Raw genomic sequence first — 17,166 nt, forward strand, 5'->3', positions numbered from 1 at the left:
GGCCGCCTGCCGGCACGCCTCGGCCCGCGCCGAAGCGGCGACCGGGCGTCGATTGCAAGGCGCGGGGAAGAGCAGCAGCCGCCCTTCCCCGCGCCTCACCTTCTAGCGCTGCTTCAAAAGCATCTGAGCGTTTTCGAATGGCAGCCCTTCGTCGTCTTCCGACCGCCGGGACTGTTCTTCAAAGCCGAGGTTCTCGTAGAAGGCATAGGCCTGCGAATTGGCGGTGTAGACCTCCAAGCGGAGCTGCCCCTTCAGCTGCAGGGCATGCGAAACCAACAAGCGGCCGATGCCGGCACCCTGGTGTCGCGGCGAGACAAACAGCCCGCCGATGAAATCGTCGAGCAAGCTGACGAACCCGGCCGGTTCGCCGTCCCGGATGGCGACCCAAGTCTCCGCGTTCGGCAGATAGACGGTCTCGATCAACAGGCGCTGTTCACGCAACCGCGCCTCGCCGACAAAAGCGTGCGCCGTTATCGAGGCCTCGAACCAGATGGCCGACAGTTCTTCCAAATCCGCAGCACGATAGGCGCGGATCATCAAATCCATTTTTTTCATGGTTTTTCCGTTCAATAGATATGCGTCAAGAGGGACGCCTGTTCGGCGCCTTGAACAACCGCGAATGCGGGTAAATTTTCAGCCTCTGCGCATAAATCTCCTTCAACGGACAATCGGCCAATAGGCCTTTGCCGGGACACCGTCAAGCATCGGACGGGCTTGTTCGGGCCTCTGCGCAGCCGCGCCGAGCGAGACGGCTCGATCCTTCACCGGCTCTTGGCCGGATCTCCACACGATCGGGCGGATCGCACTGTTCAGGAGTTGGCTGGCTTACTGTGTCAGCGCGGTGTTGAGCCGGAACTCCAGCATCAGGTTGCGCTCGAGGATCGAATGGTTGTCGTCGGAGACGACGATGACCCGCACGTCGCCGTCGGGACGCACGACGACGTCGAGGCCTTCCATGTTGTCGATCTGGTAGCCCATGTCCGCTTCGAAGAGGACTTCGCCGTCGACGACCGCGCCGGGCTTGATCTTATCGCCTGGGACCCGACGGATCTGCATGCCGAGACCCGAGCCGAAGGAGAAACGTCGCTCCAGCAGCAAGAGGTCGCCGTTCGGCAGGAAGGCGCCATCGGTTGCCGCATAGGGATCCTTGCGCACGACGCTGAATGCGCCGCGCTGTGGCCCGTCGAGGATACCGGCCAAAAGATTGTCCGCCTTGTCGACGCTGCGTTCGGCAATGGCGATCATGGCGCCCGCGAGGGGGCTGTCCTTCGGCGAGACCGCGATCGTCTCAATGCCGGCGTTGCTGCGCAGCTCGCTGATCGGAAACGGCAATGCCAGGCTTCCGATCGGCTTCGAGCCGGCAAAACCCGGATCCGGATAGATGTCGATGCGATGGGCCTGCTCGTAACTGACGATCGCCTGGCCTTCTCGAAGGGCAAGCCCTTCGGAATCCACCTTCCATTTCGCCAGGCCGACATCACCGTTACGATCCGCCATCGGCGTGGCGGTCAGGTTGGTGATACCGGAAAGCCGACCCTGCTCGTCGCGGGTTACCGCACCTTCCAGCCAGTGGCCGGTATCCATGACGGCGACGAAAGAGCTGCCGTCAGGACGAAAGCGGATTGCCGAAACCGCGCCGAACAGCGGATTTGACGAGGTCATCTCCAGACCACCGAGAAACTCCAGGGCGCCAAACCGTGTGGCGCTGGAACCCACAGCGAAATTACTGATCTGGCGGCTGCGGATCGGCAGGTCTTCGCTATCGGAAGCGGACCATGCCGGGCAGGCCGAAGCCAGGAGGAAAAGGGCTAGGAGACCGCGGCCAAGCATCAAGAGAAGTACCTTCAGGGGGCATCGGGAATGACGCGGCGTGCGCTCAAAGTGAGCCCGCCACGCATGGTAGCTTGGTAGACTGTAAAACTATGTCCGTAAATTGACTTCGGCCGCCAGCGATGCGTGCAGGTGCCGATTGGCAGCTCGGAGGCGATGTTCCACCGCCCCCAAGGGGGAAGCATCACCCGGCGCGGCGAAGACGCGAAGAACCGCGGCGCTGGCTTTCGTCCTCGAAGAGTGCGGCCAGCTGTTCGGTCATCGCGCCGGCAAGCTCATCGGCATCGACGATGGTGACGGCACGGCGATAGTAGCGCGTCACGTCGTGGCCGATACCGATCGCCAGCAGTTCCACCGGCGAGCGCGTTTCGATCTGCTCGATGACCGCGCGCAGGTGACGCTCCAGATAGTTTCCTGGATTGACCGACAGCGTCGAGTCGTCGACCGGCGCGCCGTCCGAAATCATCATCAGGATGCGCCGCTGTTCGCGCCGCGCCATCAGCCGCTCATGCGCCCAAATCAACGCCTCGCCGTCGATGTTTTCCTTGAGCAGGCCTTCCCGCATCATCAGGCCGAGATTGCGTCGTGCCCGGCGCCACGGAGCGTCGGCAGACTTGTAGACGATGTGTCGCAGGTCGTTGAGGCGACCCGGGGCCTGTGGCTTGCCGCCGGCCAGCCACTTCTCGCGTGACTGCCCACCCTTCCACGCCTTGGTGGTAAAACCGAGGATCTCGACCTTGACGCCGCAGCGCTCGAGCGTGCGCGCCAGGATATCGGCGCAGGTGGCGGCAACCGTGATCGGACGGCCGCGCATCGAGCCGGAATTGTCGATCAGCAGCGTCACGACGGTATCGCGGAAGTTGGTGTCCTTTTCGCGCTTGAAGGAAAGCGGCTGCATCGGATCGATGATGATGCGCTGAAGCCGCGCCGAATCGAGATACCCCTCTTCGAGATCGAACTCCCAGGAGCGGTTCTGCTGCGCCATCAGGCGGCGCTGCAGCCGGTTGGCAAGGCGGCCGACCGCGCCTTGAAGATGGGCAAGCTGCTTGTCGAGGAAGGCGCGCAGCCGGTCGAGCTCGGCCTCGTCGCAAAGCTCTTCCGAGGCAATCGTCTCGTCGAACTCGCGGGTGAAGACGGCGTAGTCGACCTTCTCGTTGAAGTCGGCGAAGGGCTGGTTCGGACGCTTGACCTCGCCGGGCGTTTCGCTGTCCTCGTCGCCTTCGTCCTGGAGATCGTCGTCGGAGATCTCCGCGCCGTCCATCTCGCCTTCTTCCATCTGCTCTTCGGCAGCCTGGTTCTCGTCGGCGGGTGCGGCATCGTCGCCGGCTTCCTCGTCGCTGGCGTTCTCGTCCTGCTCCTGGCTGCGCGGCTGGTCTTCGTCGGTCTCGCTTTCCTGCTCGTCCGGCTCGTTGTCGTCGTCACCGTATTTCTCGGCGACTTCCATCGAGGTCAGCATGTCGCGAACGACCCGGGCAAAGGCCTGCTGGTTGTTGATCGTCGACGACAGGTGCTCAATGTCGCCGGCAGCCTTGCCCTCGATGAACTCGCGCCAGAGGTCGAGCACCTTGCCGGCAGACGCCGGCGGCTTCTGGCCCGTCAGCTTCTCGCGCACCAGCAGCGCTACGGCCTCGCCGAGCGGCGCGTCCGCCTGGCGCTCGATCGTTGCGAAATTCGCCTTGGCGTATTTCTCTTCGAGCATGACGTTGAGGTTCTTGGCGACACCCGCCATGCGCAACGACCCGATCGCCTCGACACGAGCCTGCTCCACCGCATCGAAGATCGCGCGGGCGTCCGCCCCTTGCGGCGACATGGTCGCGTGGATCCGCGCATCGTGACAGGCCTTGCGCAGCGCCATGCTGTCACCGAGCCCGCGGGTCACGGCAAGTTCCTGCAGGGTCGGGCGCTTGGAAAGTTCCGGCAGACGGATGCGTTCGCCGGTCATGCCCGGCCGCTCGTTGGCGAAGGCGACTTCCACCTCGGCATCGCCCGCGATCGATCGGATGCAGCCGGAAAGCGCCCGCTTGAACGGTTCCGCAGCATTCTCGCGCGTGGTTGGCTTTGCCTTCGAATTCGAGCTCACGACAGTTCCTTCTTCAGCCAGAGGCGACGGCGCCCCAGTGGGGCGTCATCCGGTTTGCCACAGCGTCATGACCCGCCCTCCCAAAGGGGACGGCAGGCCGTGGGATCAGGCGGTGGCTTCGAGCACGATGTTGGCAGCGCTTTCCTTCAGCTCGATGCCGAAGGCGCGCTGGTAGTGCTCGGCGACCAGCGCCCGCTCCAGCTCGTCGCACTTGTTGAGGAAGGTCACGCGGAAGGCGAAAGCGATGTCGCCGAAGATGTGGGCGTTCTCGGCCCAGGTGATGACCGTACGCGGGCTCATGACAGTCGAGAGATCGCCATTGATGAAGGCTGCGCGCGTGAGGTCGGCGACACGTACCATCTTGGAGACGGTCTCGCGGCCCTTGTCGGCGGTGAAGCCCTTGACCTTGGCGGCGACGATGTCGACTTCCTTGTCGTGCGGCAGGTAGTTCAGCGTGGTGACGATCGACCAGCGGTCCATCTGCGCCTGGTTGATCTGCTGCGTGCCGTGATAGAGGCCGGTCGTGTCGCCGAGGCCGACGGTGTTGGCGGTCGCAAACAGGCGGAAGGCCGGGTGCGGACGGATGACACGGCTCTGGTCGAGCAGCGTCAGGCGGCCGGAGGATTCCAGCACGCGCTGGATGACGAACATGACGTCCGGGCGGCCGGCATCGTATTCGTCGAAGACGAGCGCGACATTGTGCTGGTAGGCCCAGGGCAGGATGCCGTCCTTGAATTCGGTGACCTGCAGGCCGTCCTTGACGACGATCGCGTCCTTGCCGACGAGGTCGATACGGCTGACATGGCTATCGAGGTTGACGCGCACGCACGGCCAGTTGAGGCGCGCGGCGACCTGCTCGATATGGGTGGACTTGCCGGTGCCGTGATAGCCCGACACCATCACGCGTCGGTTGTGGGCGAAGCCTGCGAGAATGGCGAGCGTCGTTTCGCGGTCGAAGAGGTAGTCCGGATCCAGATCCGGGACATAGGCGTCGCCCTTCGAATAGGCAGGAACGCGCAAATCCGTATCAATACCGAAAACCTCCCGGACGGAAATCGTGGTGTCGGGGAGGTTGGAAATGTCGAGGTCAATCTTGCTCATCATGTCTCCAGAGCGGCCACCGGACGGCACCCGCGCATTCGCCTGCAAAAGTGCTTCTGTATTAATCCGGGTTGTTAGCAGAAACCAGCCTGTTTTAACAATTGGTAGGCCTGAATAACCGCGCGAAAACGCTCTTCCGATCCTCTATCTCCGCCATTGGCATCGGGGTGATGCTTCTTGACGAGGTCCTTGTAGGCCGCCTTGATGTCGGCAGTGGTCGCCGAGGCTCCGAGACCAAGCGTTTCGAAGGCCTTCGCCTCGAGCGTCTTCAGCTTGCGCTGGCGTGGCTCGGGACGACCGGATCGCGCCCGCGCCTCGCTGACAAAGCCGAAGGGATCGCGCATGCGGGCCTGGGCGCCGGCAGAGCCAGACCGCGTCTGCGACTGGGTCGGGCCGTTCTTGGCGTTCTTGTTGACGCCGACGGTCCAGGTGGGCCGATGACCGGTGATCGCTTCCTTCTGGTAGCGGGCGACCTCGCTGTCGGAGAGGCCGGAGAAGAAGTTGTAGCCCTTGTTGTATTCCTTCACGTGCTCGAAGCAGAACATGAAGTACTGCCCCTCGGCGTTGCGACCGACGGGCGCCCGGTGCACACCCTTCTGATCGCAGCCGTCCCACTGACAGACGGGAGCCGCCGGCTCTGCCTGCGGCTCGACCTTGCGCCGGGTTCGAATGCGATCGAAGTATTTTGAATCGAGTCTCATGGCGCTCATTATGGGGTTTGGCGGGAGTCACAACAAGAATTGACAAAGCGGAATGTTGCTGGCTTTGTGCGGGCATTTTGCGCCGCCGTGCCAGCGATTACCGGGTTCTTAACTGCGAGGGGGCGCCAAGCAAACAGCAAAATGGGACGGAAGAATGTCGCTCACCGAGACCATCGAAAAGAAGCTGATCGAGGCCTTCCACCCTGAACGGCTCGAGGTCATCAACGAGAGCCATCAGCATACCGGCCATCAGCCGGGCTTCGATGGTACCGGCGAGTCCCACATGCGGGTGCGTATCGTTTCTAGCGCCTTTGCCGGCATGAGCCGTGTCGCCCGCCACCGCGCCATCAATGATCTCCTGAAGCCAGAACTCGACGCCGGCCTGCATGCGCTCGCCGTCGAGCCGGCAGCCCCCGGCGAGCCGACCCGCTGGTAGAGGCAATCGCGGCCATCACGCCGGCGGAGCACCCTCTTCCGCCGGACGGATGCGCAGCTTGGTAATGCGGTTCTTCACCCGCTTCATCACGATGAAGCGTTTGCCGTGGAAGGTGAAGGCCTGGCGCTCCTCCGGAATGCTCTTGGACTCGTGGATGACCAGACCGGCCACCGTCGTCGCCTCCTCGTCCGGCAGCGACCAGTCGAGCGCGCGGTTGAGATCGCGGATCGGCACCGAGCCATCGACGACGATCGAGCCATCGGCTTCCTGGCGCACGCCCTGAATGTCGAGGTCGTGCTCATCGGCGATATCGCCGACGATCTCCTCCAGAATGTCCTCCAGCGTCACCAGACCCTGAACCTGACCATACTCGTCGACGACGATCGCCAGATGCAGTTTGCGACGCAGGAACGCGTTGAGTTGATCCTTGAGGTTGGTCGTGTCCGGCACGAACCAGGGCTTCTGCGCGATCTTGACGATATCGAGGTTTTCCGGCTCGACATTTGGTTCGGCCAGCGCCCTCAGCAAATCCTTGGAATGCACGACGCCGATGATGTTGTCGGTCGACCCGCGCCAGAGCGGCAGCCGCGTGAACGGGCTTTCGAGAATATCGCGGACGCAGGTTTCCGGCGGCTCGTCGGCATTGATCGCCCGCATGCTGGTGCGGTGGATCATGATGTCGGAGATTTCAAGCTCGCCAAGATCGAGCACGCCGCCGAGCCGATCGCGGTCGGCCTTGATCACCGAGCCCTCGCGGTGCAGCAGGTCCACGGCGCCGCGCAGTTCCTCATGCGCCGACAGCATAGACATGTCGGAGGCCAGGTTGATGCCGAAGATGTTAAGCAGGCGCCGGACGATGCCGTTGACGAGGCTAGAAACCGGGCCGACGACGGCGACGAAGAGACGGACGAGCGGTGCCACGGCAATCGCGAAACGATCCGGCGAAGCAATCGCCCAGCTCTTCGGCAGTACTTCCGAGAAGATGACGAGCAGCACGGTCATGGCGAGTGTGGCGATCGCCACGCCGCTGTCGCCGAAGAGACCGATCAGCAGGCTCGTCGTCAGTGACGAGGCAAGAATGTTGACGAGATTGTTGCCGATCAGCAGCGCGCCGATCAGCCGGTCGCGACGCTCGATCAGCCGGTTGACGATGCCGGCGCGCTCTTCGCCGTTATTTTCCAGCGTATGCATACGCGAGCGCGACGCGGCGGTCAGCGCCGTCTCCGAACCCGAAAAGAAGCCCGAAAGCACAAGCAGGCAGAAGACTGACAGGATCGACAGCCAGTACTCCGCCAGGAAGGCAATGAAGGCTTCGCCGGTCATTGCGGGTGCTTTTCCCTCAGGAAGCTCAGAACCTCGGAGGATGGGACGTCATCAGCGACGAAGGACTGGCCAATACCCTTCGTCAGGATGAAGGTGAGCTTGCCGCCCTTGACCTTCTTGTCCTGGGCAATCGCGTCCATCAGCCGTTCTGCCGGAGGCAGTGTACCGGGAATTTCCGACATGCGCGTCGGCAGGCCGACGGCCCTCAGATGCGCCTCGACACGGGTTGCATCGTCGGCGCTCGCAAGGTTCATGCGCGTCGAGAACTGATGCGCCAGCACCATGCCGATCGAAACGCCCTCACCGTGCACCAGCCGGGCGCTGTCGTATTCGGTCGCCGCCTCCAGTGCATGGCCGAAGGTGTGGCCGAGATTGAGCAGCGCGCGCAGGCCATTTTCGCGTTCGTCCGCCGCCACGACGTCCGCCTTGGCCTGGCAGCTGACTGCGATCGCCTCAATGCGGGCGCTACCCCCCGCAAAGACCGCCTGCCAGTTGTTTTCGAGCCAGGCAAAGAAGTCCGGCTTGTCGATCAGCCCGTATTTCGCGACCTCGGCATAACCGGCGCGGAATTCGCGCTCGCTCAAGGTGTCGAGCACGTCGGTGTCCGCCAGCACCAGATCCGGCTGGTGGAAGACACCGATCAGGTTCTTGCCGTGCGGCGAATTGATGCCGGTCTTGCCGCCGACGGAGGAATCCACCTGCGCCAAGAGCGAGGTCGGTATCTGGATGAAGCGCGAGCCGCGGCGCACGATGCCGGCGGCAAAGCCGGTGAGGTCACCGATGACGCCACCGCCAAGCGCGATCACCGCATCGTTGCGCTCGATCCGGGCGCCAAGCACCGTTTCGCAGACCGGAATCAGATGTTCGAAGCTCTTGGTCTTTTCGCCGGCGGGAAGCACCAGCGACACGGCGTCGATGTCGCACTCCCCAAGGCTCGCCATGAGCGGCTCAAGGTAGCGCGGCGCGACGTTCTCATCGGTGATGACGGCCATCTTGCGCCCCTTGAGGCGGGCGGCGATTTCCTCACCGGCCGCCGCAATCAGCCCGGGACCGATCAGGATGTCGTAAGAACGGTCACCGAGGTCGACACGGACCTTGCGTTCGGCTGCAGGCATCGCATGGCTATTCATGGGTCTTCTTGTCCTGGTACTCGATGACGGCGGTGAGGACATCCTCGACCATCGTCTCTTTCTTCACATCGCGCGACAGCACCGTCAGGTCCGCTTCGGCGTAGATCGGGTAACGCGCATTCATCAGGTTTTCGAGCGTCTGCTTCGGGTTCTCGGTCTTCAGCAGCGGCCGGGTGTCGCGCTTGTTGACCCGCTCCCAGAGCACGTCGAGCTCGGCGTTCAGCCAGACCGTCAGGCCACCCTTCTTGATCTGGCGGCGCGAGCGCTCGTTGATATAGGCGCCGCCGCCGGTCGAGACCACGCGCGGACCGCTGCGCAAGAGCCGCTTCAGCACCCGCGTTTCAAGCGCCCGGAACTCGTCTTCGCCATAGCGGGCAAAGAGATCGCTGATCGTCATGCGCGAGACGCGCTCGATCTCATGGTCGGAATCGACGAAGGGAATGCCAAGCGCCTGAGCCGTCAAACGACCGATTGCCGATTTGCCGGCGCCCATCAGGCCGATGAACACGAGATTACGTTTACCGAGTACAAGCTTCGCCCGCTCGGCAAGCGTTGCGGAAACCGGTTCGATCACGTCGTTCATTGGACTTCTTATTCCCCATTCCCTTTCGGTATCGACAAATCGGGGTGTAGCGTCAAGTCGTCGCTCGCGTCCGCTCACGGTTCTTGAACTCGGCGGAAGCGGCGTTCATATAGGTCTGGCACCCGCCACAGCGTCGCGCGCTCATTCCGAGCGCCTGAAACGCACTGGCCGTTTGAACGCCTGCATGTATCCTTACGTCCGCTTCGATCGAAAGGCACATGCAGAGGAGATTGAAATGCCGACCCTCTTCCGGTTCCTGTTCTTCTGCGCCGTAATTGCCGGGATAGTGTACGGCACGATGATCTCTCTCGTCACCTTCGTCGAGCCGACGGAGCGCGACGTCACCGTGAAGATCCCGTCCGAACGGGTGAACAAGACCCAATGAGCGATCTTTCCGCCGCCCATGTCGAGGCTTTCCTCGAAATGATGAGCGCCGAGCGGGGTGCAGCGGTCAATACGCTGCAATCCTACGAGCGTGACCTCGAAGATGCCTCCTCGCATCTGCGCACGCTCGGAACCGGGCTGACCGGGGCGACACCAGATGACCTTCGCGGGTATCTCGCCCATCTCGCCGGTCAGGGCTTCAAGGCCTCCTCGCAAGCGCGGCGGCTTTCGGCGCTCAGGCAGTTCTACAAATTCCTCTACGCCGAAGGCATGCGCGGCGACGACCCGACCGGGATCCTCGACGCGCCGAAGAAGGGACGTAGCCTGCCGAAGACGCTGAGCGTCGACGACGTCTCGCGCCTGATCGGCCAGGCGGAGACCGAGGCGGCAGCCGGCGGTACCGACCACCTCGCCAAATTGCGCATGCATGCGCTGATCGAACTGCTCTATGCGACCGGCATGCGCGTCAGCGAACTCATGTCGCTGCCCGCAAGCGTGCTCGCCCAGAACGGCCGCTTCCTCGTCATCCGCGGCAAGGGCAACAAGGACCGCCTCGTTCCGCTATCACAGGCAGCGATCCGGGCCATGCGGGCCTATGGCGAGGCGCTCGCCGAGGAGATTGCGCGCGAGGAAAGTGGCAACCGAGAGAGCCCGTGGCTCTTCCCCTCCTCGGGCAAGCAGGGATTCCTGCCGCGCCAGGTTTTTGCCCGCGATCTGAAATCGCTGGCCGCGCGCGCCAGCATTCGCGTCGCCACGATCTCCCCGCACGTGCTTAGACATGCCTTCGCCAGCCACCTGCTGGCCAATGGCGCCGACCTTCGCGCGGTGCAGGAACTGCTCGGTCACTCGGACATTTCAACGACACAAATCTATACACATGTTCTGGAAGAACGGCTGCACAACCTGGTGCAAAACCATCACCCTCTTGCCAAACAGGCGAAAAAACAGGATTAGGACCGCCGGGCAGGCTGGTTTCGGCCCGCAGACCCTTGTCGCAAAATGATCGGAAACGCATCTCATGCACAACTATCTCGATTTCGAAAAGCCCATCTCCGACCTCGAAGGCAAGATTCTCGAATTGAAGAAGCTCGCCGGCGAAGACGAGAGCGTGAACACTTCGGATGAGATCGAACGCCTGGAGACGCGCGTCCGCGACGCGATGGTCGAGATCTATTCGAAGCTGACGCCGTGGCAGAAGACCCAGGTCGCCCGCCACCCCTCGCGCCCGCACTTCCTGGATTATGCCGCCGAGCTCTTCACCGAGTTCACGCCGCTTGCCGGCGACCGCAACTTCGCCAACGACGACGCCATCCAGGCCGGCCTTGCGCGCTTCCGCGGCATGCCGGTCGCCGTTCTCGGCCAGGAAAAGGGCAACGACACCAAGTCGCGCATCAAGCACAATTTCGGCAGCCCCCGTCCGGAAGGCTACCGCAAGGCGATCCGCGTCATGGAAATGGCTGACCGCTTCGGCCTGCCGCTGATCACGCTGGTCGATACCGCAGGCGCCTACCCGGGCGTTAACGCCGAAGAGCGCGGCCAGGCGGAAGCGATTGCCCGCTCCACCGAGATGTGCCTCAACGTTCGCGTGCCGATCGTCACCGTCGTCATCGGCGAAGGCGGCTCCGGCGGTGCGATTGCGATCGCCACCGGCAACCGCGTGTACATGCTCGAGCATGCGATCTACAGCGTCATCTCGCCGGAAGGTGCAGCCTCTATCCTGTGGCGCGATTCCACCCGCGCCAAGGAAGCGGCCAGCAACATGAAGATCACGTCCGAGGATCTGAAAGCGCTCGGCGTCATCGACGGCATCATTCAGGAACCGGTCGGCGGCGCGCACCGCGACCCGAACGCGGTCATCGGCCGCACCGGAACCGTGATCGCCGACGCGCTCAAGGAACTTTCCGGACGCGATGGCGACCAGTTGCGCACCGATCGCCGACAAAAATATCTGAATATCGGCCGTAACCTCTAAGCCGGATCGGCAGTCCTTAAGCGGGAGCGGGGTGGAAATCCCACGACCTTCCCCTCGCCCGATCTGATGGCCCGCGATTGCGGAAGCGGATTTCGCAACTGCAAAGCGGAGTGTGGCCAAATCTTGGCCATATTCATGAGGTCATGAACAGCGCATCGGCAGGGCCACCCTGCAGGGTTAAGAATTCGTGAAGTATAATCGCTTAGTGATTCTCTAAAAGGCCCACCCTCGCGGACTTGGGCTTTCCTAGTCGAGTTTGGGTTTGAACGGGCCTCTGCTGATGCGTTTCTGGAACCTTTTAGCTTCCGCCGCCATTGTCGCCGCGCTTGCCGGCTGCACCAACGAAACGCTGGATGCGACGACATCGGTCGATATCAAGTCCGTCAGGAACAAGACCGAGTATCAGGTCTCTGCCCCGATGGTCAAAAAGATGAGCGAGCTCGGGATGCAGAAGCAAGCCCCGATCGCACTGCGCATCTTCAAGGAAGAAGGCACGCTCGAGGTCTGGAAGGCCAATACCGCCAACCGCTTCCAGCTTTTGAAGACCTACAAGATCTGCGCCTGGTCCGGCAAGCTTGGACCCAAGGTGAAGGAAGGCGACCGGCAGGCGCCGGAAGGCTTCTACCCGCTCTTCCCGCGCCAGATGAACCCCAATTCCAACTACTATCTGGCGATCAACACCGGCTATCCCAACGCCTACGACAAGGCGAACGGTCGCCAGGGCACACACCTGATGATCCACGGCGCCTGCTCGTCGTCGGGCTGCTACTCGATGACCGACGAGCAGATGATCGAGATCTTTGCGCTCGCCCGCGATAGCTTCAAGGGCGGCCAGGAAAGTGTTCAGCTGCAGGCCTTCCCCTTCCGCATGACCGCGGAGAACATGGCGCGGCACCGCGACAATCCGAATATCGACTTCTGGAAGATGCTGAAGGTCGGCTACGACCAGTTCGAAGTCACCAAGCGTCCGCCGGAAGTCAATGTCTGCGAGAAGAAGTACGTCTTCAACCAGCAGGCCTCCGGCCCGTTCAATCCGGGTGGCCAGTGCCCCGCCATGTCGACGCCGCCGGCCCTGCAGGTGGCGATGGCGAGCTTCGAAAAGAGCTACCAGACCGACTACGACAAGGCGATGAAGAAGTATGACGGCATGGTCTGGTACGAACCGAGCGAAGCCGAGCGCAAGGCGATCGTCGCCAAGCAGCGCGTCGGCCGCGAACTCGCCTATGCGCCGACCGGCAACTCGCTTGACGCCGGCAAGATGATGAAGGCGAGCGATCTCGAAAAGAAGATCGCCTTGCAGAAGGAAGCGGAAGAAACCAAGCAGGCCGTCGAGATCCAGAAGAAGGAACTCGAAAAGGCGACCGATGGCGGCAAGCACGTCCCGGTCCCGGCCGCCAATCCCATTCCGCAGCCGGTGATGCAGGCGGCCGTCGAGCAGCCGAAGAAATCCTTCTGGAGCCTGTTCTCCAAGAGCGAGCCGGAATTGCAGATGCCGGCCCCGGTCGTCATCACGCCTGAACAGCAGGCTACTGCCGCGCCGCTGACGCAAGCCGCCCCGGCAACGACGGCAAAGCAGGCGAAGGCGCCGGCCCCTGCCGCCCAGCAGCAGGCCGCTGCCGTGACCACGGCAACGACACCGTCAGCCGATGCGGCCGTCGAAGCGCCTGTTATGACGGAAGAGCCGCCGAAGAAGCGGCCGTTCTGGAAGATCTGGGGCAATTGATGCCGGACGAACAGAAGATCGTCTATGACCTGAGGGGGCTTAAATGCCCCCTTCCCGTTTTGAAGACGCGTAAACGCATGACTTCGCTGGCGCCGGGCGCTTTGCTGGAGATTGAGACCACCGATCCGCTGGCGGTGATCGACATTCCACATTTCTGCAACGAGGACGGCCACAAGCTTGTAGAGGCCGCACCCGCCGACGGCGGCCACCGGTTCCTCATCCGCAAGGGCGCGTAAGACGCCACGTCTGCCGCGCGGCAACGCTTCGATTACTGAGGCGATTTAGAACCGCATGCCTGGCACGGCGAGCGGATTGTCGGACAAAGCTTGGGCGTCTGGCCGGTCGATGCGCGGCTTGCCGGTGAACGCGTCGAAGAGGTCGCGGACGAAGGCCTCTTCCAACCCCTTGGTGATCAGCACCATGCGCGTGCGACGGTCGTTCGGGTCCGGCCAGGCGGCGAGCCGCTCCGGCGTGTGGAAGACGTTCTGCACGCCATGCAGCACCAGCGGCCGGTCCGGCCTGTCGGCAACCGCGACGATCGCCTTCATCCGGAGCAGCTTCTCGCCATGCGCCGAGCGCAGGAGATCGATGAACATGTCGAGCGCCATAGGCTCGATCGGCCGGTCGTGCACGATGCTGAAGGAGCGGATGTCGCCGCCATGTCGCGTCACATCGTGATGGTGATGATGATCGTGCCCATGATCATGGTGGTGATCGTGGTCGTGATGATCGTGACCGTGGTCATGGTCATGATCATGGTGGTCGTGGTGCGCCTCGTCCTGCAGCCAGCGGCCGACATCAGCGATCTTCGACGAGGGGTCGTAGAGGCCACAATCGAACAGCTCTGCGTGCCCGGCTTCGGCGCTGTCGCCATCGATCAGCGGCGCGCGCGGATTGAGCGCGCGGATCCGCGCCGTCAGCGCATCACGCTCCGACGTTTCGGCAAGGCCTGTCTTGCTGATGACGATGCGATCGGCAACGGCAATCTGCTTCAGCGCTTCCTCGTGATTGGCGATCGTCTGCAGGCCGTTGACGGCGTCGACGACGGTGACCACGCCATCCAGCCGGAAGTTCTGCGCAATGACCGGATTGCCGATCACCGATTGCAGCACTGGCGCCGGGTCGGCAAGGCCGGTGGTTTCGATAACGACGCGCTTCAGCGGCTTGATCTTGCCGGTCTGCATGCGGTCCATGAGATCGGCAAGCGTATCGACCAGTTCGCCACGCACGGTACAGCAGAGGCAGCCGTCGGAAAGCTCGATGACCCCGTCGCTGGAGGCTTCCACCAGCAAATGATCGATCGACACGTCGCCGAACTCGTTGATGATAACGGCCGTATCCGAGAGATCGGGATCCTTCAGCAGCCGGTTGAGCAGCGTCGTCTTGCCCGCACCAAGGAAGCCGGTAAGGATCGAGACCGGCACCGCCGACAAGGGACTAACCATCATGCACTCCGATCAGAAGGTCGGCCGCGGCACCGGGATCGGCACATTGGCGACATCGCCCTGGCCGGCCGGGTCGCCGGCAAGCTTCGGCGCTTTTTCGCCGCTGCCGGCGATCAGCCCGGCGAAGGCAAGCTTCAGTGGCCGGTTGATTTCGTGGATATAGGGCGAGAGCAGCTTCTGGCGGCCGGCTTCGTCGCGACCCTCGCTGCGAACCTTCGCGGCCGCCTTCGAGCAGATCTGCTTGCTGACATCGGCCACCATGTCGCGCGTCTCGCCATAGGCCGGGATCTGCACCAGCGACGGCTTGCCGTTGCCGTTCGTCGTCAGTGCCATCTGCAGGAGCCGTGCGGACTCATCCGCACGCGCACCGAGGCTGTCCTCGCCGAGCACGACCGAGACGACGCTGCGCCCCTCGCGGGTGGCGGATGAAACCTGGTTGAAGCCGGAGGCGCAGATGAAGCCGGTCTTCATGCCGTCAGCGCCTTCGAAGCGGCCGATCAGCATGTTGTAGTTCGGATAATCCTTCTTGCCGGTGGTGAAACCTTCCAGCGAGAAATAGGAGGCGTATTGCGGAAACTCGCGCTTGAGCGTGATCGCGAGTACCGCAAGGTCGCGGGCGGTCGTGTACTGGCCGGGACCAGGCAGACCGTTGGGATTGATGAAGTTCGAGGAGGTCATGCCGATGCGGCGGGCCTCGGCATTCATCCGCTCGATGAAGGCGGGCTCCGAACCGGCGACCGTTTCGGCGATCGCGACCGCAACATCGTTTGCCGACTTCACCAGCATCATCTTCAGCGCGCTGTCGAGCGTCATCGCCTGGCCGGGCTTGTAGAACATCTTGCTCGGCGGCTCGGCGGCGGCGTTCTTGGTCATGATGACCGGGCTCTCGAGCGTGAGCTGACCGGACTTGATGGCGCGGAAGGCCGTGTAGGCCGTCATCAGCTTGGTCAGCGACGCCGGATACCATTTCTGGAAGATATCCTGGTGCTCGTAAACCTTCAGCGAATTGACGTCGACGACCAGCCTTGGATTGGCCGCAGCCGGCAGCGCCGCAAGAAGTGTGGCGCATGTCGCCGCCGTCACTCCGAGCGCCTTCATCTTGCCACGCGTGAAAAATCCTGCTGTCACCACGATAGGACCTCGAAAATCCGCTGTTGCCTCGTCTCGTCCGGCTATTTAGCCTATATGGCGAGGAGATGGCAAAGCCCATTCACGGGCAGTCGTGCCAATCCACACCGATACGCAGATACAATTAGTGATCGAACAGACCGACAGGACGAAACGATGCCGATACTTAACCGTGCCGCCGAGCTCCAGAATGAAGTCACCGAATGGCGGCGCCACCTGCACAGGAATCCGGAGCTCCTGTTCGCGGTCGAAAATACGGCAGCCTTCGTCGAAAAGAAACTGAAGGAGTTCGGCGTTGACGAAATCGTGACGGGGCTTGGCCGCACCGGCGTCGTCGGCCTCATCCGCGGCAATCTCGGCGCGGGCCGCACCATCGGTCTGCGCGCCGACATGGACGCGCTGCCGATCACCGAGACGAGCGGCAAGGACTGGGCCTCTGAGACATCCGGCAAGATGCATGCCTGCGGCCACGACGGCCACACGGCCATGCTTCTCGGCGCGGCGAAGTATCTCGCCGAAACCCGCAACTTCGCCGGCCAAGTCGCGGTCATCTTCCAGCCTGCAGAAGAAGGCGGCGGCGGCGGCAACGAGATGGTCAAGGACGGCATGATGGAGCGCTTTGCCATTGCCGAAGTCTACGGCATGCACAACATGCCGGGCATGCCCGTCGGCCAGTTCGGCAGCCGCGTCGGCCCGATCATGGCCTCGACCGACGAGTTCACCATCACCATCAAGGGCCGCGGCGGCCATGCGGCCCAGCCGCACAAGACGATCGACCCGATCATCGTCGGAACGCAGATCGTGACCGCCTTGCAGACGATTGCGTCGCGCACAGTCGATCCGCTCGCCTCCGTCGTCGTCTCCGTCACCAAGTTCAATGCCGGTTTCGCCCACAACGTCATTCCGCAGGAAGCCGTGCTTGGCGGCACCGTGCGCACCCTCATGCCTGAGGTGCGCGAGATCGGCGAAAGCCGCATCCGCACGATTGCCGAGGGTGTTGCCCAGATCTACGGCGCGACCGTCCAGGTCTCCTACAACCGCAACTATCCGGTAACTGTGAACCATGCCGACGAGACCGGTTATGCCTTGCAGGCGGCAGCCGAGATTGCCGGTGCCGGCAATGTCCAGCCGTCGCTCGATCCGATGATGGGCGGTGAGGATTTCTCCTACATGCTGCTTGCCCGCCCCGGCGCCTTTATCTTCATGGGCAACGGTGACACCGCCGGGCTGCATCACCCGGCCTATGACTTCAACGACGAGGCGATCCCGCACGGCATTTCCTACTGGGTGAAGCTCGCGGAAACGCGGCTTGCCGCCTGAGGCACGGTTG

17 protein-coding genes are annotated in these 17,166 nt (G+C 62.8%); 7 read left to right on the forward strand and 10 right to left on the reverse strand.

What is annotated here, in order from left to right; all coding sequences use genetic code 11:
- Positions 1 to 102: 102 nt before the first annotated feature.
- From ASD63_RS05230 to ASD63_RS05250, 5 genes are all read right to left on the reverse strand, one after another.
- A complete protein-coding gene (locus tag ASD63_RS05230) occupies positions 103 to 555 on the reverse strand; it encodes a GNAT family N-acetyltransferase (RefSeq protein ID WP_034806561.1) in 453 nt (150 codons plus the stop codon).
- A 270-nt stretch (positions 556 to 825) separates the two neighbouring features.
- Complete coding sequence (locus tag ASD63_RS05235; protein WP_034806556.1) at positions 826 to 1,830, reverse strand: esterase-like activity of phytase family protein; 1,005 nt, start codon at positions 1,828 to 1,830, stop codon at positions 826 to 828.
- 184 nt (positions 1,831 to 2,014) lie between these two features.
- On the reverse strand, positions 2,015 to 3,910 hold the full coding sequence (gene cobT / locus ASD63_RS05240; protein ID WP_034806554.1) for a cobaltochelatase subunit CobT: 1,896 nt from the start codon (positions 3,908 to 3,910) through the stop codon (positions 2,015 to 2,017).
- 105 nt (positions 3,911 to 4,015) lie between these two features.
- The gene (cobS, locus tag ASD63_RS05245; RefSeq protein WP_034806552.1) at positions 4,016 to 5,011 is read right to left on the reverse strand and encodes a cobaltochelatase subunit CobS; all 996 of its coding nucleotides are present in this window, start codon (positions 5,009 to 5,011) and stop codon (positions 4,016 to 4,018) included.
- 74 nt (positions 5,012 to 5,085) lie between these two features.
- Positions 5,086 to 5,721, reverse strand: coding sequence for a J domain-containing protein (locus ASD63_RS05250; protein WP_034806549.1), 636 nt, complete (start codon positions 5,719 to 5,721; stop codon positions 5,086 to 5,088).
- Positions 5,722 to 5,866: 145 nt separating this feature from the next.
- Between ASD63_RS05250 and ASD63_RS05255 the strand changes: the two genes are divergently transcribed.
- The gene (locus ASD63_RS05255; protein ID WP_034806546.1) at positions 5,867 to 6,148 is read left to right on the forward strand and encodes a BolA family transcriptional regulator; all 282 of its coding nucleotides are present in this window, start codon (positions 5,867 to 5,869) and stop codon (positions 6,146 to 6,148) included.
- Between the two features lie 15 nt (positions 6,149 to 6,163).
- Here ASD63_RS05255 and ASD63_RS05260 read toward each other — a convergent pair whose 3' ends face one another.
- The 3 genes from ASD63_RS05260 to ASD63_RS05270 are packed head-to-tail and all read right to left on the reverse strand — an operon-like array spanning position 6,164 to position 9,184.
- Complete coding sequence (locus ASD63_RS05260; RefSeq protein WP_034806542.1) at positions 6,164 to 7,471, reverse strand: HlyC/CorC family transporter; 1,308 nt, start codon at positions 7,469 to 7,471, stop codon at positions 6,164 to 6,166.
- The gene (aroB, locus tag ASD63_RS05265) at positions 7,468 to 8,601 is read right to left on the reverse strand and encodes a 3-dehydroquinate synthase (protein WP_034806539.1); all 1,134 of its coding nucleotides are present in this window, start codon (positions 8,599 to 8,601) and stop codon (positions 7,468 to 7,470) included. The genes ASD63_RS05260 and aroB overlap by 4 nt, the downstream gene beginning before the upstream one ends.
- On the reverse strand, positions 8,594 to 9,184 hold the full coding sequence (locus tag ASD63_RS05270; RefSeq protein WP_034806536.1) for a shikimate kinase: 591 nt from the start codon (positions 9,182 to 9,184) through the stop codon (positions 8,594 to 8,596). Before ASD63_RS05270 ends, aroB begins: the two co-directional genes overlap by 8 nt.
- Before the next feature lie 235 nt (positions 9,185 to 9,419).
- Between ASD63_RS05270 and ASD63_RS35590 the strand changes: the two genes are divergently transcribed.
- The 5 genes from ASD63_RS35590 (at position 9,420) to ASD63_RS05295 (ending at position 13,499) form a co-directional block, all read left to right on the forward strand.
- The gene (locus ASD63_RS35590; protein WP_034806731.1) at positions 9,420 to 9,569 is read left to right on the forward strand and encodes a hypothetical protein; all 150 of its coding nucleotides are present in this window, start codon (positions 9,420 to 9,422) and stop codon (positions 9,567 to 9,569) included.
- Positions 9,566 to 10,522 (forward strand): site-specific tyrosine recombinase XerD, encoded by a 957-nt coding sequence (locus ASD63_RS05280; protein WP_034806533.1) that lies wholly within the window; start codon positions 9,566 to 9,568, stop codon positions 10,520 to 10,522. Before ASD63_RS35590 ends, ASD63_RS05280 begins: the two co-directional genes overlap by 4 nt.
- Positions 10,523 to 10,586: 64 nt before the next feature.
- Positions 10,587 to 11,540, forward strand: coding sequence for an acetyl-CoA carboxylase carboxyltransferase subunit alpha (locus tag ASD63_RS05285; RefSeq protein ID WP_034806530.1), 954 nt, complete (start codon positions 10,587 to 10,589; stop codon positions 11,538 to 11,540).
- Between the two features lie 280 nt (positions 11,541 to 11,820).
- Positions 11,821 to 13,263, forward strand: a complete 1,443-nt coding sequence (locus ASD63_RS05290) for a murein L,D-transpeptidase family protein (protein WP_034806527.1) — start codon at positions 11,821 to 11,823, stop codon at positions 13,261 to 13,263.
- The gene (locus ASD63_RS05295; RefSeq protein WP_034806524.1) at positions 13,263 to 13,499 is read left to right on the forward strand and encodes a sulfurtransferase TusA family protein; all 237 of its coding nucleotides are present in this window, start codon (positions 13,263 to 13,265) and stop codon (positions 13,497 to 13,499) included. Before ASD63_RS05290 ends, ASD63_RS05295 begins: the two co-directional genes overlap by 1 nt.
- A gap of 45 nt (positions 13,500 to 13,544) precedes the next feature.
- Here the strand turns inward: ASD63_RS05295 and ASD63_RS05300 are convergent, their stop codons facing one another.
- Complete coding sequence (locus ASD63_RS05300; RefSeq protein WP_060528853.1) at positions 13,545 to 14,708, reverse strand: GTP-binding protein; 1,164 nt, start codon at positions 14,706 to 14,708, stop codon at positions 13,545 to 13,547.
- 12 nt (positions 14,709 to 14,720) lie between these two features.
- The gene (locus ASD63_RS05305) at positions 14,721 to 15,806 is read right to left on the reverse strand and encodes a D-alanyl-D-alanine carboxypeptidase family protein (RefSeq protein WP_089044556.1); all 1,086 of its coding nucleotides are present in this window, start codon (positions 15,804 to 15,806) and stop codon (positions 14,721 to 14,723) included.
- 186 nt (positions 15,807 to 15,992) lie between these two features.
- On the opposite strand from ASD63_RS05305, the gene ASD63_RS05310 reads away from it, so the two are divergent.
- Positions 15,993 to 17,156, forward strand: coding sequence for a M20 aminoacylase family protein (locus ASD63_RS05310; RefSeq protein ID WP_034806520.1), 1,164 nt, complete (start codon positions 15,993 to 15,995; stop codon positions 17,154 to 17,156).
- Positions 17,157 to 17,166 lie beyond the last annotated feature (10 nt).

It is taken from the genome of Ensifer sp. Root558 (genome assembly GCF_001427045.1).
Classification (GTDB): Bacteria; Pseudomonadota; Alphaproteobacteria; order Rhizobiales; family Rhizobiaceae; genus Ensifer; species Ensifer adhaerens.

What these genes read in the sequence shown, in the direction of transcription:
- ASD63_RS05230 (WP_034806561.1), bottom strand. Translation starts at nt 555, where the DNA reads ATGAAAAAAATGGATTTGATGATCCGCGCCTATCGTGCTGCGGATTTG.
- ASD63_RS05235 (WP_034806556.1), bottom strand. Translation starts at nt 1,830, where the DNA reads ATGCTTGGCCGCGGTCTCCTAGCCCTTTTCCTCCTGGCTTCGGCCTGC.
- cobS (WP_034806552.1), bottom strand. Translation starts at nt 5,011, where the DNA reads ATGAGCAAGATTGACCTCGACATTTCCAACCTCCCCGACACCACGATT.
- ASD63_RS05250 (WP_034806549.1), bottom strand. Translation starts at nt 5,721, where the DNA reads ATGAGCGCCATGAGACTCGATTCAAAATACTTCGATCGCATTCGAACC.
- ASD63_RS05255 (WP_034806546.1), top strand. Translation starts at nt 5,867, where the DNA reads ATGTCGCTCACCGAGACCATCGAAAAGAAGCTGATCGAGGCCTTCCAC.
- ASD63_RS05260 (WP_034806542.1), bottom strand. Translation starts at nt 7,471, where the DNA reads ATGACCGGCGAAGCCTTCATTGCCTTCCTGGCGGAGTACTGGCTGTCG.
- aroB (WP_034806539.1), bottom strand. Translation starts at nt 8,601, where the DNA reads ATGAATAGCCATGCGATGCCTGCAGCCGAACGCAAGGTCCGTGTCGAC.
- ASD63_RS05270 (WP_034806536.1), bottom strand. Translation starts at nt 9,184, where the DNA reads ATGAACGACGTGATCGAACCGGTTTCCGCAACGCTTGCCGAGCGGGCG.
- ASD63_RS35590 (WP_034806731.1), top strand. Translation starts at nt 9,420, where the DNA reads ATGCCGACCCTCTTCCGGTTCCTGTTCTTCTGCGCCGTAATTGCCGGG.
- ASD63_RS05280 (WP_034806533.1), top strand. Translation starts at nt 9,566, where the DNA reads ATGAGCGATCTTTCCGCCGCCCATGTCGAGGCTTTCCTCGAAATGATG.
- ASD63_RS05285 (WP_034806530.1), top strand. Translation starts at nt 10,587, where the DNA reads ATGCACAACTATCTCGATTTCGAAAAGCCCATCTCCGACCTCGAAGGC.
- ASD63_RS05290 (WP_034806527.1), top strand. Translation starts at nt 11,821, where the DNA reads ATGCGTTTCTGGAACCTTTTAGCTTCCGCCGCCATTGTCGCCGCGCTT.
- ASD63_RS05295 (WP_034806524.1), top strand. Translation starts at nt 13,263, where the DNA reads ATGCCGGACGAACAGAAGATCGTCTATGACCTGAGGGGGCTTAAATGC.
- ASD63_RS05300 (WP_060528853.1), bottom strand. Translation starts at nt 14,708, where the DNA reads ATGGTTAGTCCCTTGTCGGCGGTGCCGGTCTCGATCCTTACCGGCTTC.
- ASD63_RS05305 (WP_089044556.1), bottom strand. Translation starts at nt 15,806, where the DNA reads ATGAAGGCGCTCGGAGTGACGGCGGCGACATGCGCCACACTTCTTGCG.
- ASD63_RS05310 (WP_034806520.1), top strand. Translation starts at nt 15,993, where the DNA reads ATGCCGATACTTAACCGTGCCGCCGAGCTCCAGAATGAAGTCACCGAA.